This is a genomic window from Clostridium sp., from assembly GCF_047718555.1.
In the GTDB taxonomy this organism is placed as follows: Bacteria; Bacillota; Clostridia; order Clostridiales; family Clostridiaceae; genus Clostridium_I.
The window spans coordinates 1-16,666 of the sequence record NZ_JBDNRK010000011.1 but is presented as its reverse complement, the minus strand read 5'-3'; the positions used below and the strand labels follow the sequence as shown (position 1 = coordinate 16,666).

Genomic DNA, 16,666 nt, shown 5'->3' with positions numbered 1-16,666 from the left:
GGTGAATTTAATGAATAAGAAGGTAGAAATAATTTCCTCTATGCAGCTTCCTGTAGATGAGGTACTGGAAATTAAACGATGCCGATACACTCCACAAAATACTGATGAAGCAGATCAAAAGGCATTGCCTAGAATTTGTATTGTTACAGGAACTCACGGGGATGAACTGGAAGGTCAGTATATATGTTATGAACTTTCAAAAAAACTTCAGGAAAATCCACAATATATCAAGGGAATAGTAGATATTTACCCGGCTTTAAATCCTCTGGGAATAGATTCTATATCCAGGGGAATTCCAAATTTTGATCTTGATATGAACCGTGTATTTCCAGGAAGTGATGAAGGATCTATAGTTAGAAAGGTTGCACACAACATAGTGCAGAGCCTTAAAGATGCAGATCTTGTCATAGACATTCATGCAAGTAATATTTTCCTTCGTGAGATTCCTCAAGCTAGAATTAATGAGAATATGATTAAGAATCTAGTGCCCCTTGCCAGTTTTTTAAATTTGGATTTTCTTTGGGTTCATCCGGCTGCAACGGTATTAGAATCCACACTTTGCCATTCTCTTAATGTTATTGGGACTCCATGCATTGTGGTAGAAATGGGTGTAGGAATGCGCATAACAAAAGAATATGGTGATCAATTTTTAACTGGTATATTTAATGTAATGAAAGAGTTAAATATATGGTCAGGAAAGGTTGAGAACACTGCTGAAAATCACAAAGCGATTAATTCTATGGAACATGAAGTATTTTTTGTAAATTCAGCTGAGTCAGGTATTTTTGTTCCATCAATAGATCATTGTACTACTGTAAATAAAGGAGATAAAATAGGAGATATATTGGATCCACTAGAGGGAAGGGTAAAGGAGAAGATTATTTCTCCCTGCAATGGAATGGTATTTACATTAAGAGAATATCCAATAGTCTATACAGGGTCTCTTGTAGCTAGATTAATTGGAGAGGAGACTGTAACAAATGAAAAAGGAAATAATATTTAGATTGGAATCTCCTTATAGGGATACTATGAGAATTTCAGCTTTTAAATTTGGAGATTATGAAAATAACACATCAGAAAAAGCTTGTGCAATTGTAGGCGCTACCCGTGGAAATGAAGCACAACAAATATATGTATGTTCTCAACTTGTAGCAGTTTTAAAAAGGCTGGAAAATGGTGGAAAGATAGTTCCCAATAAGCAGATACTAATAATTCCAACTGTAAATAATTATTCTATGAATACTAATAAAAGATTTTGGTCTTTAGACAACACAGATATTAATAGGATGTTCCCAGGATATGATTTGGGGGAAACTACACAAAGAATTGCCTATAATGTATTTGATAATGTTAAAAACTATACCTATGGCATACAGTTTCCAAGTTATTATATGCCTGGTGAATTTGTGCCTCATGTTAGAATGATGCATACAGGTTATGAAAAACCAGAACTCGGACGTGAATTTGGATTACCTTATGTGTATATCCGTGAAAGCAGGCCCTATGATACTACCACCTTGAATTATAACTGGCAATTGTGGAATACTTCAGCTTTTTCACTCTATGCAGGTAAAACCACAGAAATTGATGAACCTGCTGCAGAAATGGCAATCCGTTCTGTAATTCGATTTTTAACTAAAATGGGTATATGTAATTGTTCCATAGAAGAAGGGTTTGTCTCTCAAATTATTAATTCTAAAGATGTTTCTTCCGTTATTTCAACAAAATCAGGGATTTTACAGAGGGTAAAAAGAGCTGGACATCATGTGACTCATGGTGAACTGCTGGGGCGAATTCTTGATCCCTATGATGGGTTAGTTAGGGAAGAATTTTTTGCACCTGTAGATGGCTTGGTCTTCTTTGTTCATGACACTCCTTTTATCTATGAGAGTACATATGTATATAAGATAATTCCAGGAGAAATATAGCATCACAGTGATGAAGCACTGAAACGAAATGGAAATATTTACACCCCTGGGGTGCAAATATTTCCATTTTATCGCTTTGGGGTAAAGTTAATTATGTTACAATTTAAAGTTAGAACCCTAGGGGCACAGTTATACCCTTGGGTTTGTTTTTTTTTATAAAAATGTTCCTAAATATTAATGAGAAGAATATTAATATAGTATAGAATTTGTAAGCAATAGTTAGCTGATAGACTTATTTTATGAGTAAAAATGTATTAGTGTAATTTTTGTAGAGGACATCTAAATAAAAAATTTTAAGTTAAATTGAAAAATCAATTATTTAGCAGGTGAAGATTTATTTATAAATAATGAAAGGGGAGTCATATGAAGAGAGAATTAACTCCTAAAGAGATAATATATAATATAGATATAGTCAATGATGAGGATTTTAATAATAGTATCATGCCTCAATATGAAGATATATATAGTAAGTTAACTCAGGTAATTGATATTGATAAATGTGGATATAATATTTATATTGTTGATGATTTTAACAAAGAAAAATTAGAGGATATTATACAATATATAAAAAAACTATATGTAAACAAAATTAATCCTAAGGATATTTGTTATGTTGTTAGTAAAGATGAAAAAACACCAAAGGCTATTATCATTGACCATGGAAAGGGAAATTTTCTTAAGGAAACTATTGAGGAAATTAAGAAATTATATACGGATTTTATATATAATTTTTATAATAATAGCAGTAATGATAAAGAAAAAGAGGAAATAATAGACAAAATTCAAAGAAAGAAAAATGAGTTAATAGATGATCTGATTGAAACTAGTCATAATGAGGGCTTCGAAATTAAAACTACTAACGAAGGCTTTAGCTTTATACCAAAGAAAGAAAATGAACTTATGACAGAAAGTGACTATGACGGACTTAGTTCCTCAGAAAAAGATAATATATTAACTAAGATAAAAAAGCTTAGAGTTGAATCTAAAAATATATTAGAAGAACTTCAAATTATTGAAGATGTAGAGATAGAAAAAATAAAAAGTATATTTAGAGATTATTTTGAAATTAAATTAAAGAGCAAAAAAGAAGAATATGCTGAAAGATTTCAGGATAATAAGGGAGTCTCTCTATATATAGAGAGTATATTTGAAGATATAGAAAAAAATGTAATAGATAATTATACTATAAACTATGATGAGGATGAAGAAAATATTATCAGTATAATATCTAAATATTATGTAAATGTTATTGTAGATAATAGTAAGAATAGCACTGCCCCAGTGATTTATGAAGAAGATCCTACTGTAAATAATCTTATAGGGACTATTGAATATGAAAATCATAATGGAAATTATATTACAGATGTTAGTCTTATAAAGGCAGGTTCGATTTTGAAGGCTAATGAAGGGTGTCTAATAATTAGAATGGATAATCTAGTAAATAATCCTTCAGCCTATTTTTATTTAAAAAAGGCATTGTTGAATGAAAAAGTTAACTTTGACTATAATAGAGGTTATTTAGAGCTCATATCCTTAAACGGTTTAAATCCAGAACCAGTTAAAATTAGGGAAAAGATTATTGTAATTGGAGATTATAATACCTATCACATGTTATATAATTATGACAGTGATTTTAAAAATATATTTAAAATCAGAGCAGAATTTAAACCAGATATAAAAATAAACAGTAAAAATAAGGCTGTTTTCTATAGCTATATAGAAAAATATTTGGAAAATAATAATATTAAGTCTATAGCTCCTTCGGCACTTAATAAATTGGCAAAGTTTCTATCTAGAAAGGCTGAAAATAGAAATAAATTATTTATTGATGACGTAGAAATAGATAAAATATTAATGCTGTCTAACAACAATGCAGTAAAAAATAAAAGAAATGAAATTACTGAAGAAGATATATTGAAGGCTGCTAGCAGCTATAGCATAGTGGAAGACGAATTTTTAGAAATGTATAGAGAAAATAAGATATTGTTAAATGTGAGAGATAGAAAAATTGGCCAAATAAATGGCTTATCTGTAATTGATGCTGGATATATAAGCTTTGGTAAACCAAATAGAATAACCTGTACCTGTTACAAGGGTGATGGAAATATTATTGATATTCAAAAGGATAGTAATTTAAGCGGAAGTATTCATTCAAAATCCATTAACATACTAAAGGGATGGGTAAATAATATTTTGGGAGATTACAGAAAATTAACTGTTGATTTTCATCTATGCTTTGAACAGCTTTATGGAAAGATAGAAGGGGATAGTGCCTCTGTAGCAGAAGCACTGTGTATGATTTCTTCTCTCAGCAAGATACCAATAAAGCAAAATATAGCAGTTACTGGCTCTATAAATCAGTTTGGTGAGATACAGCCCATAGGTGGAGTCAATGAAAAAATTGAAGGCTTTTTTAATGTTTGTAAAATAATTGATACTATAGAAGATAAGGGGATTTTAATACCTGCCCGTAATGCTGATAGTATAATTCTTAAAGATGAAGTGGAGGAGGCAGTAAAAAATAATAAATTTCACATTTACATCATGGAAGACATAAATGATGCCATGGATATAATGATGGGTAATGATTTCTTAAATGCATATAAAATTATTAAATTTGCAAAAGATGAGATAGACAAATATGAAATAGGTTTTAGGGATAAAAATGATGTATAGAGAACTGTAAAATGCTCATAATAGTTGTGAATAAAAATTTACTATGAGCAGAGGGATTGCATATGAAGAAAAGAATAAAATTCTTATGGTTAACTTTTTTTATATTTATTTTTACTTTGGGTTATGCCTTTGAAAATATTAATGTAATGGCATTTGCACCGAAGGAATTGAGGCTGACTATAAATGCCCACAATACCGTTACATTGCCTAAAAATTTTAGAAAGACAACAGACAGTGACAAAATAAAGGATATTGATAAATCTGTTAATCTAGAGGGGTTAAATAATTTAAATATATCTGGAAGTGCTCAATTTTCTGAAAAGGGATTAGATATTGCAAAGGAAAGTATTGGGGAAAAAATGCCAATAACTGTCTTAGATTTAAGAGAAGAATCTCATGGATTTTTAGACGGAAATGCAATAAGCTGGACTGATGATCACAATAAAGCCAATAAAGGCTTAAATAAGGCTGAAGTTTTAGCAGATGAAAATGAAAGGTTAAAAAAGCTTTCGGAGCAAAAGACTGTTGATATTAAAAATAAAACTTTAGATGTCAAAAATGTAGAAAGTGAAGAAAGTCTAGTTAAAAGACATGGTATTAATTATGTGAGAATACCTGTAACAGATAAGGAAGCTCCTTCTAAGGAAGCAGCAGATGATTTTATAAATTTTGTAAAAACTCTTCCTGAATCCAGTTGGCTTCATTTTCATTGTAGGGCAGGAAAGGGTAGGACTACTACCTTTATGGCTATGTATGATATGATGAAAAATGCAAAAAATGTTTCCTTTGAGGATATAATAAAAAGGCAATTTTTACTAGGTGGAGAAAACTTATTAAAGAATACTACTATAGAAAACATCAGAGGTAAAAGAGCAAAATTTTTAAAAAGTTTTTATGAATACTGTAAAGCAAATAATGATAATTATACGACTACATGGTCACAGTGGGTAAAAAATAATCCTAATTAACCATCAATGCCGCTTGCAACGCCACTAAGAATGAAAATACTGCTGGACAAATATTTTCTAACTAGATATATGGAAATGGATAATAAGTTAAAGATTACTAATGATAAAAAAGAGCTGCAACTAAAATGCATTAAAGCATTAGAAAGGGCTCTTTTTTTATGTTTTTATATATAGATGTTAATTTGATGAGTTATTATTCCTTTATTATGCAAATATTATTTTTTTCTGTTGCAACGTAAAGATAACAGGGATTTTGTATACAAAATATATAAGCTACATCTTTATGCATGTATTTAACTACTCCATATAATCCGTTCCATTCATTATTGTCATTTAATCTAACAATACTTCCTACGTTCATAGCTATCACCTCTTTTGTAAATACTTTAAAGCTTTAGTTTTCTTTTTCCTGATTTTTTTCCTGCAGCATAGTTTCTATTCTCTTATCTGCATCACCTGAAGCCTTGCACAATGATAAAATAGTTAGTATAAAAAATGTAAGTACTGATATAATTAAGTAGTTCATATTATCACTCCTATATTGCCTAACTATTTATATATATTGCCAAATATTATGCTTTTAATACAATAACTTTGAAATATTGAAATTATACTGATATATGCAGAAAAATTAAAATAAGTCTCTAAATAATTTATTTATCTTAAAATTTTTGATAAATAATATAATTAAAGACTTATTTAAAAATGAATTGGCAAATAATTAAAAAATTGATAATATATCTGAAATTATCTATATAATTTATACTGCTAAGTAATTAATTATATAGATAATTTTATTGATTTTAGCTGAATACTAATTAGCAATTTTGTTAATGTAAATTATATAATCTAAATATATTAAATAAAATTATGCAAGGATTATACATTAAACCTAAAGTTTACTACATCTCCATTTTGCATAATATAATCTTTTCCCTCTAATCTAAATTTACCTTTTTCCTTTGCCGCAGCTTCTGAACCACAATTTATCAAATCTTCATAGGATACAATTTCAGCTCTTATAAAGCCTCTTTCTATATCTGTATGTATTTTACCAGCAGCTTTAGGAGCCTTAGTACCTTCCACTATTGTCCATGCTCTTACTTCATCCGCACCAGCAGTTAAAAAACTCATTAATCCTAGAAGCTTATAACTGGAGTGGATTAATTTATCCAAACCAGATTCCTCAAGTCCATATTCTTCAAGCATCTCTTTTTCTTCTTCTTCACTTAGAGTGGAAAGCTGTTCTTCAAGGCTGGCACATACAGTAACAACTTCTGACTCTTCTGAAGCAGCTAATTCTTTAACTTTTTTAACAAATTCATTTTCGGAGTTTCCTGATAGTAAGTCATCTTCTGAAATATTTGCAGCATATAAAACTGGTTTTGATGTAAGTAAAAATAATTCTTTAACAAATATTTGTTCATCCTCTGTAAGCTCTAAAGTTCTAACAGGTTTTCCAGCTTCTAGATGATTTTTTATTTTCTCCATAAGCTCCATCTCTGCTTTAGCCGTTTTATCTCCAGAACGTGCTAATTTTATTGATTTTTCCATTCTTCTTTCCAGCACTTCTATATCAGAAAATACAAGTTCAAGGCTGATGGTCTCAATATCACGTATAGGATCTACAGAACCTTCTACGTGAACAATATTTTCATCTTCAAAACATCTTACCACATGAACTATGGCTGCAGATTCTCTTATATGTGATAAAAATTTGTTTCCAAGGCCTTCTCCCTTACTGGCACCTTTTACTAAACCGGCTATATCATAAAACTCAATGCTGGCGTGAACCTTACGCTTTGAGTTATACATCTTTTCAAGCATATCAAGCCTTTTGTCAGGAACATCAACTACACCTACATTTGGTTCTATTGTACAGAAAGGGTAATTAGCTGATTCAGCACCTGCTTTAGTAATAGCATTGAACAAAGTGCTTTTCCCCACATTTGGTAATCCAACAATTCCTAATCTCATCTGTGTACATCCTTTCTCATTTTTATATAATCCTTAATAATTATACTCTACAATACTGTACATTTCAATTTATTAATATATTATTAACTCTAATTAATAATATGGGTAAATTAATTAAAAAAATAAAAATTATTTCCATTAAGGAAGGATTTTTTCGTACGATTATAGAATAGTAGAGTAAAGTGGTTTGAAGTGGTTCAAAGTGGAGTAAAATAGCAGAGAGGTGTAAAAGATGTTCATAGGGGAATATCAGCATGCCATTGATAGTAAAAATAGAATTATAATTCCCTCAAAATTTAGGGAAGAACTAGGGGATGCTTTTATTTTAACGAAAGGCTTAGATGGATGTCTTTATGCTTATACTATGGAAGAATGGAAGCTATTAGAAAGTAAACTAAAAAAATTACCACTTACAAATCGCAATGCTAGAGCATTCGTAAGATTTTTCTTTTCAGGAGCTAATGAAGTAACTGTAGATAAGCAAGGTAGATCGCTTGTACCTCAGAATTTATTAGAATATGCTTCTATTAATAAGGAAATAGTAAGCATAGGTGTTTCTACAAGAATTGAAATTTGGAGTAAAGAAAAATGGAAGGAATACAATGAATCTGATATAGATATGGATGGCATTGCAGAGCAGATGAGTGAACTTTTAATTTGATGTTTTGTATGCTTTAGAGACAAGGAGATATAATATGAATTTTAAACATATACCAGTTTTACTAGAGGAATGTATAGATGGATTAAATATAAAGGAAGATGGTATTTACGTAGATTGTACATTAGGAGGTGCAGGACATTCCAGTGAGATAGTCAAAAGGCTTTCTAATAAAGGTAGGTTAATTGGAATAGATCAGGATGCAGACGCAATTAAAGCAGCTTCACAAAAGTTAAGTGATTATAATAATGTGACTTATGTTCACAATAATTTTTACAATATAGAAGAAATTCTAGATGAATTACAGATTGATAGTGTAGACGGTATACTAATGGATTTAGGAGTATCCAGCTATCAACTTGATGAAGCAGAAAGGGGCTTTAGCTATATGAATGATGCCCCCTTAGATATGAGGATGAACAGACAAAATAGTTTATCAGCTTATGAAATAGTAAACAACTATTCAGAAGGTGAGTTATACAGTTTAATTAAAGACTATGGTGAAGAAAAATTTGCAAAGAAAATAGCAGCTTTTATTGTAGAAAGAAGAGAAGAAGAGCCTATAAAAACAACTTTTCAGCTGGTAGATATTATTAAGTCGGCTATTCCAGCTAAATTTAGAAGAGAAGGTCCTCATCCTGCAAAGAGAACCTTTCAGGCAATACGTATTGAAGTTAATAGAGAACTAGAAATACTTGATAAAGCTATAGAGGATGGAGTTAACAAATTAAAGAGTGGTGGAAGAATAGCAATAATTACATTTCATTCTTTAGAAGACAGAATAGTAAAGACAAAATTTAAAAAACTCCAAAATCCTTGTGAGTGTCCAAAGGATTTTCCTATATGTGTTTGTGGTAAAAAACCAAAAATGAATATTATAACAAGAAAGCCAAGAGAAGCTAGTGAAAATGAATTGGAGATAAATCCAAGAAGTAGAAGTGCCAAACTTCGAATAGGTGAAAAAATTTAATTATATATTTTTATCCGATGACTACCATCCGTAATACTACCAACTTCTATCAAAGTGGGAGATAACGGATGCTACGTCCCTGGATAACGACTTCTAAGTTTCAGGTGGAGAAAAAAACTCCACCTGAAACAAAGAATTCTGTTTATAAAATAATTACAAACTAAAATAAATAATAAATCAAATATATTTTAAATAATTTAGAGGGGTGAATAAAGTGATAGTAACAGAAAAAAACTACATAAGTAATGGAAATACTGCGTTGGTACCAGAGAGAAAAACTTACAAGGAAGATGATAGGCGTAGGTTAAAGCAGGAGGAAAATGAAAAGCTAAGAAGATTAAAGCAGTCCAAACTTAGAAATCAAGCAAAAGTAATGATTGGTATTGCCTTAACCTTTACCATAGGTTTCAGTGTAGTTTTTAGATATTCTACTATATATAATATGGAGAATAAATTATCAAGTGCAACTATTCAAAACAACAATGCGGCTAAAGAGAATGAAAGCTTAAAATTACAGCTAATGCAATATAATCAGATACAGAATATAGAGGCTAAGGCTTCTAAAATGAATATGGTACAACCAGATAAAAGTAAGACAGTTCAGGTGGATTATGATAAGTCAACTATTAAAACTGATAAAAATGCGGCTAATGATAAAAAAAATGAATCAGTCTTCAAAATAATAAAAGATAAACTTTTTTAATCCCAAGCAACTTTAGTTGTTCTACAAGTTTAAACTAAAATTAAACATTTTAATAATAATAGATGATAAAATAATATTTAATTAAAAATAGTTGCTTTACCCATAAAGATAATTATTGTATACATATAATTAATAAATTTCTAGTTATATTTTACTAAGATATCTAATAATTATTACTAATCATGAAAAATTGTTAGTGTAATGGAGGTATCTTAGTTTGGGTAAAAAAATGTACAGGGATAATGTAATAGTAAAGAATAGGTTGTTTTTTGTATTAATTATTTTTATTGTAATATTTTCTTTACTTATTTGCAGATTATTTAAAGTTAATGTTATTTTGTCGCCAAAATACAAGAAAATGGCTATTGATCAGTGGACAAGCGAAGTAAAGATATCTGCTAAAAGAGGAAGAATACTTGATAGAAATGGACAAGAACTAGCGGTTAGTGGAAATGTTTATAGAATTGATTTGGATTTAAGCACTATAAGAGCTGATCTAAATAATACCAAAAAAATGGATATAAATACCTTAGCAGAAAGATTGGCAGAGGCCACAGGGATGAAGACAGAAGATGTAAGCAAATTGCTAAATTATAAACTTCCCAATGGAAGTCCAGCAGGATCTGCAACTCTAATTAGAAGAGTTGAAAAGAGTGTGGCGGATAAGGTGTCTCAATTAAATGTTAATGGTATTATAGTTTCTCCAGATACAAAAAGATATTATGTAAATAATAATTTTTTGGCTCAGGTTCTAGGACATACTAATTCTGATGGTAAGGGACTAACTGGAGTTGAACTTGAATATGATAATTATTTATCTGGAACTCCAGGAAAGAGAATTGCTGAAATAGGTAGAAATAGTTCAAGCTTACCCTATACAATTTCAGATTATACAAAGCCTATTAATGGAAAAGATGTAGTACTAACTATTGATGAAAATATTCAAGAATTTGCAGAGAAAAACGCAGAGCAGGCACTTAGCGATAATAAAGCAAAAGCGGTTTCCATTGTGGTTGCTAATCCTAAAAATGGGGAAATATTGGCAATGGCAAATAAGCCAGATTATAATCCCAATGACCCATGGCAAAAGGGTAAGAGTTTTAATGAGCTTCAAAGTGAGTGGAGAAACAGAGCAGTCAATGATGCCTATGAACCAGGATCAATTTTTAAAGTTATAACTGCAACTGCAGCTATGGAAGAAAAGGTAGTTAAGGCAACAGATCAGTTTAATTGTACTGGGAGTATTACAATTGCAAATAAAATAATACATTGTTGGAAGCGTACAGGCCATGGACAGGAGAGTTTCGTGGATATAATAAAAAATTCCTGCAATGTGGGTTTTGCCACTTTAGGGCAAAGACTTGGTGCTGCTAGCCTTAATAAATGGATAAATAACTTTGGATTTGGACAGAAGACAGGTATTGATTTACCGGGAGAGGCAAAGGGCATAATTAAGCCTACAAATAAAATAAGTCCTGTAGATGTAGCTACTATTGCTTTTGGCCAGGCTAATACAGTTTCCATGGTTCAATATTTAAGTGCCTTTGATGCTGTAGCTAATAATGGAGTATGGGTAAGACCACATGTAATGAAAAAAATAGTTCATTATGATCCAAATAATAAAGAAATTGTTGATAAAAATTACGATGATTATGGGACTAAAAAGATAATGGATGAAAGTGTGGCAAAAGAGCTTAGAGGATATCTTGAACAAGTAATATCTGATGGCGGTGGAAAAAAAGCCTTTATAGACGGATATCATATAGCAGGAAAAACTGGAACAGCACAAAAACCTAATCCAAAGGGTGGTGGTTATGAGTCAGGGAAATATGTGGCATCCTTTGCGGGAATGGCACCAGCAAATGATCCGCAGGTTACTGTTATGATATCTATTGATGAGCCGGATCCTTCAAATTATTATGCAGGACAAATAGCTACTCCAGTTGCAAAACAGATGTTCAGTGATATATTTAATTATCTCAATATAAAGACAGATGCACCAAGCGGCGATGTTCAAAAGAGTATGTTAAATGATGTAGTAGTGCCCAATGTGAGAGGTATGAAATTATCGGATGCACAGAAAGTGTTAAAGGATAATAATTTGACTTTTGATGCAGATCAAAATGGAGATTATGTAACAAATGTTACACCTCTGCCAGGTGCAACGGTTAAAGAGGGTACAAAAGTAATACTTTACACTGGAAGCAGTGCAAATTATAATAGTAGTGATGTAGAAGTACCAGATTTGGATGGTCTAAGTAAACAAAAGGCTTCACAGATGCTTGAAGCTTTGGGACTAAAGGCAAATTTTGATGGGGATGGTATGGTATCTGATCAGGATATAGTAGAAGGAACTAAGGTCCAAAGGGGAACTACAGTAAATTTGGATTTAGAAAACATAGGAGATTAATGAAGATGAAAAAATAATAAATTACAGATATTTTATCAGATGACTAGCCGCTGTAACACTACACAATCTAAAGGCGAAGGTAACATCGGCATGTCCCTGGATAATTCATCTAAACTCAGTGGAAATGAAAGCTCCCACTGAGTAAGATTCATTGATAAACAGCACAATACTTTAAAAAAGGTATTGTGCTTATTTAAAGAACTTCAATTGATAATTTTAACTAATATATTTTTGTGAGATAACTATATTGTAATTAATTGGCAATAATAAAATATAAAGGGATCAATTGTTTTAACATTTACATAAATTGAATATTAGAAATTGAAGTTAAAGAGGAAGGGATATTATGGAATTAAAGATCATACTTGAAGGTATTAAATACAAGATTATAAAGGGTGATATTAATTTAAGTATTAATAAAATAGAATATGATTCTAGAAATATAACAAATAATGACTTATTTGTTTGTATAGAGGGTTTTAGTACAGATGGGCATAAATATATTGATAGTGCAGTAAAAAGAGGGGCATCAGTTATAATTTGCACAAAGGTACCGGAAAGTTTACCTGATTGCACTGTGCTTCAGGTAGAAAATAGCAGAAGGGCACTGGCGCTGGCAGCAGCTAATTTCTATGGTAATCCTCATAAAAAATTAAAGATGATTGGAATAACTGGAACCAATGGTAAAACTACATCTACATATATGATTAAAGCCATTCTAGAGAAGTGTGGCTATAGGGTTGGTCTTATAGGTACTATTGCCAATTATATTGGGGATAAAAAAATATTGGCCCATAGAACTACGCCAGAATCCCTGGAACTACATCAGCTTTTTAAAGAAATGGTTAGTAGTGGAGTTCAGTATTGTGTAATGGAGGTTTCTTCCCATTCTTTATATTTGGACAGAGTTTACGGAATAAAATTTAATGAGGGCATATTTACTAATTTGACAAGAGATCATCTTGATTTTCATAAGACCTTTGAAAATTATTATAATGCCAAACTTATTCTATTTAAAAATAGCGATAATTCTATAATAAATATGGATGATGATTATGGGAAAAAAGTTTATGATGATTTAGATGGCAATAAAATAACTTATGGTTTTAAAGAGGCTGAAGATGTGGAGGCAAAAAATATAAAAATGCATTCTAGAGGCATAGAGTTCCAATTGAATTATCTACAGGAAAGTGTTCCTGTAAGCTTAAATATTCCAGGAAGATATAACATATCTAATGCACTTGGATGTGCAGCAGCATGCATTTCAGAAGGATTAACTTTGAAACAGATAAAATTAGGACTTGAGGCATTAAAGGCGGTACCCGGAAGATGTGAAGCCGTTGAAACAAATTTAAATTTAGGTTTTGATATAATTGTAGATTATGCACATACTCCAGATAGCCTTATGAATATACTTAAAACAGCTAGAGAATTTACGAAAGGAAGACTTATCAGTGTCTTTGGCTGCGGTGGAGATAGAGATAAGACTAAAAGACCTATAATGGGGGATATTGGGACCAAAATGAGCGATATTGCCATAATAACTTCTGATAATCCTAGAACTGAGGAGCCAATGGCTATAATTAATGAGATAGTTAAGGGTATTCATAGTGAAAATTATGTAACTGTGGAAAATAGAAGAGAGGCAATTAAAAAGGCAATTTCCATAGCAAAAAAGGATGATGTAATAGTTATTGCAGGAAAAGGACATGAAGATTACCAGGTTTTAAAAGAAGGAACAATTCACTTTGATGAAAGAGAAATTATTGCTGAAATTATAAAGGAGCTGTTTTAATTGGAATACATATCACTTAATTCTATTGTAAAGGCAGTAGAAGGTAAATTACTTATAAAAGGTTCTAAGGAGTCGTTTAATAGTATAAGTATAGATACTAGAAAAATAGAGCCAGATAGTATTTTTATTGCAATTAAAGGAGAAAAATTTAACGCAAATAATTTTACTGCAGAAGCAAGTAAAAATGGGGCAGCTCTTTGTATCGTGGATGAAATAAAATTTGACAAACAGGAGATAAATAAAGATACCTCTATTGTAATTGTAGAAAATACTAAAAAAGCATTACTGAAGCTGGCTGAATTTTATAGAAGTACTCTTGATATAAAAGTAGTTGGTATTACAGGGTCTACAGGAAAAACTTCTACTAAAGATATGACCTATGCTATTTTGTCAGAGAAATATAAGGTATTTAAGACTCAGGGGAATTTTAATAATGAAATAGGTCTTCCTCTTATGATTTTTAGTCTTGACAGCAGTTATGATATAGCTGTACTTGAAATGGGAATGAGTAATTTTTTCGAAATTCACAATATGGCAGAGGCTGCAAGACCTGATGTTGCACTTATTACTAATATAGGCATATCTCATATAGAAAATTTAAAGACAAGGGAATATATACTTGAAGCTAAATTGGAGATAACTGATTATTTTAATGACCATTCCACACTTATTTTAAATGCAGATAATGATATGCTTTCCACTGTAACTGGAAAGGATAAAATATATAAGATTATAAAAACTGGTATAGAATCATCTTGTGATATTAAAGCTGAAAATACAAGGCTGGAAGAAACATCCGTTATATTTGATATATTTAAGAATGATAAACTTATGTTTAAAGACTTTAAAATAGATTTGCCTGGAAAACATAATATATCCAATGCCCTTTTGGCAATTACCTGCGGTGAATTATTTGGACTAACCTATGATGAAATGAATAAGGGTATAGAAAAGCTCAATATGACATCTATGAGATTAGATATAGTAAAAGGAGAAAAATATACTATAGTTGATGATTGCTATAATGCTAGTCCAGATTCAATGATAGCAGCAATTGATGTTTTGAGAAATATAGGCGGGACAAGGAAGATAGCAGTATTTGGAACTATGAGAGAATTAGGCCAAAAGGCCTATGATGCTCATAAAGAAATAGGAGCTTATGCAAGAAAAAATTCGGTTGATTTATTAGTAGTATTAGGTGAATTTAAGGATGCTTTTGAAGAAGGTTTTAAAGATAGTGAAAAGATTAAATATTTTGCTTCTACAGAAGAAGCAGCTGAATTTTTAGACGACTTCCTTAAAAAGAAAGATGTAATATTGGTAAAGGCTTCAAGAGCGATGAAATTTGAGAAAATAGTGGAGCACCTGAAAAACAGTGACAAGTTAATTTGATATATAGCTTTCTATGATAATTTTTTTACAGAATTTTATCCAATATGTTCTAAAAGATATAAACAATTAGAAAAGGAGATGCAATTATGAGCCTAATAATATATTCTGTATTAGTGGCATTTTTAATTTCTTTGTTACAGGGACCTATTTTAATACCTGTACTTCATAAGCTAAAATTTGGACAAAACATAAGAGAGGAAGGACCTAAAAGTCATAGAAAAAAAGCTGGAACGCCTACTATGGGTGGAATAATATTTATAATTACCACAGCTATAACTATGTTTATAATGAAGAACAATGTATTATCAAATAAAAACACAATATTTGCATTCATATGTTTATTAGTATTTGGAATTATAGGATTCCTTGATGATTTTTTGAAAATAATACATAAGAGAAACGAAGGACTTACAGCCAGGCAAAAATCTTCTCTTCAGCTTATAGCTTCCTGTATAATTGCATATTATTCTTATCTTAGTATAGGAACAGATGTATATATACCATTTTTCAAAACAACTTTACAGTTAAATCCAATAGTATATATGATTTTTATAGTATTCTTTTTAGTGGCAATAACCAATGCCGTAAATCTAACGGATGGGTTAGATGGACTAGCAACCTCTGTAACATTGCTGGTAATAACATTTTTTACTATAATTAGTTTTGGATGGCATTATTATGAGCTGGCTATATTTTGTGGTATTGTAGCAGGTGCTTTGTTAGGATTTTTAAAATATAACACCTTTCCTGCTCAGATTTTTATGGGGGATACAGGATCTCTGGCACTTGGAGGTGCGATAGCAGGAATAGCTATCATACTAAAATTCCCAATAGTGGTTATAATAGTAGGGGGGATATATGTACTGGAGGCAGCATCAGTAGTTATTCAGGTTACGTCCTTTAAGCTTACGGGAAAAAGAGTGTTTAAAATGGCACCTATTCATCATCATTTTGAACAGCTTGGATGGCATGAAACTAAAGTGGTTGCCATATTCTCAATAGTTACTGTTATATTATGTCTGATAGCACTTTTATCAATTTAGCAACTTTTTAGAAAATAATTAGAAATTGTTCTACTTCATTTTTTAGTAGTGTAATTTCTATAGTGTAGTGTTTCTTATGGCGGCATTTGCAATAAGGCATATTCAAATAAATAACTAGTCAGTATGCTAGCCTATTTTGAATCCTA

The 16,666-nt window shown here is 30.8% G+C and carries 14 protein-coding genes; 11 read left to right on the top strand and 3 right to left on the bottom strand.

What is annotated here, in order from left to right:
* Positions 1-10: 10 nt before the first annotated feature.
* From ABF633_RS06520 to ABF633_RS06505, 4 genes are all read left to right on the top strand, one after another.
* Positions 11-1,003 carry a M14 family metallopeptidase gene (locus tag ABF633_RS06520; protein ID WP_415522845.1) on the top strand — a complete coding sequence of 331 codons (993 nt, stop codon included), beginning with the start codon at positions 11-13 and terminating at the stop codon, positions 1,001-1,003.
* A complete protein-coding gene (locus ABF633_RS06515) occupies positions 981-1,928 on the top strand; it encodes a M14 family metallopeptidase (RefSeq protein WP_415522844.1) in 948 nt (315 codons plus the stop codon). The genes ABF633_RS06520 and ABF633_RS06515 overlap by 23 nt, the downstream gene beginning before the upstream one ends.
* A 363-nt stretch (positions 1,929-2,291) precedes the next feature.
* Positions 2,292-4,604, top strand: a complete 2,313-nt coding sequence (locus ABF633_RS06510; RefSeq protein ID WP_415522843.1) for an AAA family ATPase — start codon at positions 2,292-2,294, stop codon at positions 4,602-4,604.
* 62 nt (positions 4,605-4,666) lie between these two features.
* On the top strand, positions 4,667-5,572 hold the full coding sequence (locus ABF633_RS06505) for a fused DSP-PTPase phosphatase/NAD kinase-like protein (RefSeq protein WP_415522842.1): 906 nt from the start codon (positions 4,667-4,669) through the stop codon (positions 5,570-5,572).
* A 193-nt stretch (positions 5,573-5,765) separates the two neighbouring features.
* Here ABF633_RS06505 and ABF633_RS06500 read toward each other — a convergent pair whose 3' ends face one another.
* From ABF633_RS06500 to ychF, 3 genes are all read right to left on the bottom strand, one after another.
* Positions 5,766-5,933 (bottom strand): hypothetical protein, encoded by a 168-nt coding sequence (locus ABF633_RS06500; RefSeq protein WP_415522841.1) that lies wholly within the window; start codon positions 5,931-5,933, stop codon positions 5,766-5,768.
* A 33-nt stretch (positions 5,934-5,966) separates the two neighbouring features.
* Positions 5,967-6,098 (bottom strand): hypothetical protein, encoded by a 132-nt coding sequence (locus tag ABF633_RS06495; RefSeq protein WP_415522840.1) that lies wholly within the window; start codon positions 6,096-6,098, stop codon positions 5,967-5,969.
* Between the two features lie 353 nt (positions 6,099-6,451).
* On the bottom strand, positions 6,452-7,549 hold the full coding sequence (gene ychF / locus ABF633_RS06490; RefSeq protein ID WP_415522839.1) for a redox-regulated ATPase YchF: 1,098 nt from the start codon (positions 7,547-7,549) through the stop codon (positions 6,452-6,454).
* 232 nt (positions 7,550-7,781) lie between these two features.
* Between ychF and mraZ the strand changes: the two genes are divergently transcribed.
* The 7 genes from mraZ to mraY all read left to right on the top strand — a co-directional run bounded on the left by mraZ (position 7,782) and on the right by mraY (position 16,520).
* The gene (gene mraZ, locus ABF633_RS06485) at positions 7,782-8,210 is read left to right on the top strand and encodes a division/cell wall cluster transcriptional repressor MraZ (protein ID WP_015616032.1); all 429 of its coding nucleotides are present in this window, start codon (positions 7,782-7,784) and stop codon (positions 8,208-8,210) included.
* A gap of 34 nt (positions 8,211-8,244) precedes the next feature.
* Positions 8,245-9,177, top strand: a complete 933-nt coding sequence (rsmH, locus tag ABF633_RS06480; RefSeq protein WP_415522838.1) for a 16S rRNA (cytosine(1402)-N(4))-methyltransferase RsmH — start codon at positions 8,245-8,247, stop codon at positions 9,175-9,177.
* Between the two features lie 214 nt (positions 9,178-9,391).
* Positions 9,392-9,880: a hypothetical protein gene (locus ABF633_RS06475; protein WP_415522837.1), complete on the top strand. Its 489-nt coding sequence runs from the start codon at positions 9,392-9,394 to the stop codon at positions 9,878-9,880.
* Between the two features lie 217 nt (positions 9,881-10,097).
* A complete protein-coding gene (locus tag ABF633_RS06470) occupies positions 10,098-12,290 on the top strand; it encodes a stage V sporulation protein D (RefSeq protein ID WP_415522836.1) in 2,193 nt (730 codons plus the stop codon).
* Between the two features lie 346 nt (positions 12,291-12,636).
* Complete coding sequence (locus tag ABF633_RS06465) at positions 12,637-14,085, top strand: UDP-N-acetylmuramoyl-L-alanyl-D-glutamate--2,6-diaminopimelate ligase (RefSeq protein ID WP_415522835.1); 1,449 nt, start codon at positions 12,637-12,639, stop codon at positions 14,083-14,085.
* Positions 14,086-15,477 carry a UDP-N-acetylmuramoyl-tripeptide--D-alanyl-D-alanine ligase gene (locus tag ABF633_RS06460; RefSeq protein WP_415522834.1) on the top strand — a complete coding sequence of 464 codons (1,392 nt, stop codon included), beginning with the start codon at positions 14,086-14,088 and terminating at the stop codon, positions 15,475-15,477.
* A gap of 86 nt (positions 15,478-15,563) precedes the next feature.
* Positions 15,564-16,520: a phospho-N-acetylmuramoyl-pentapeptide-transferase gene (gene mraY, locus ABF633_RS06455; protein ID WP_415522833.1), complete on the top strand. Its 957-nt coding sequence runs from the start codon at positions 15,564-15,566 to the stop codon at positions 16,518-16,520.
* The last annotated feature ends 146 nt before the right edge of the window (positions 16,521-16,666 follow it).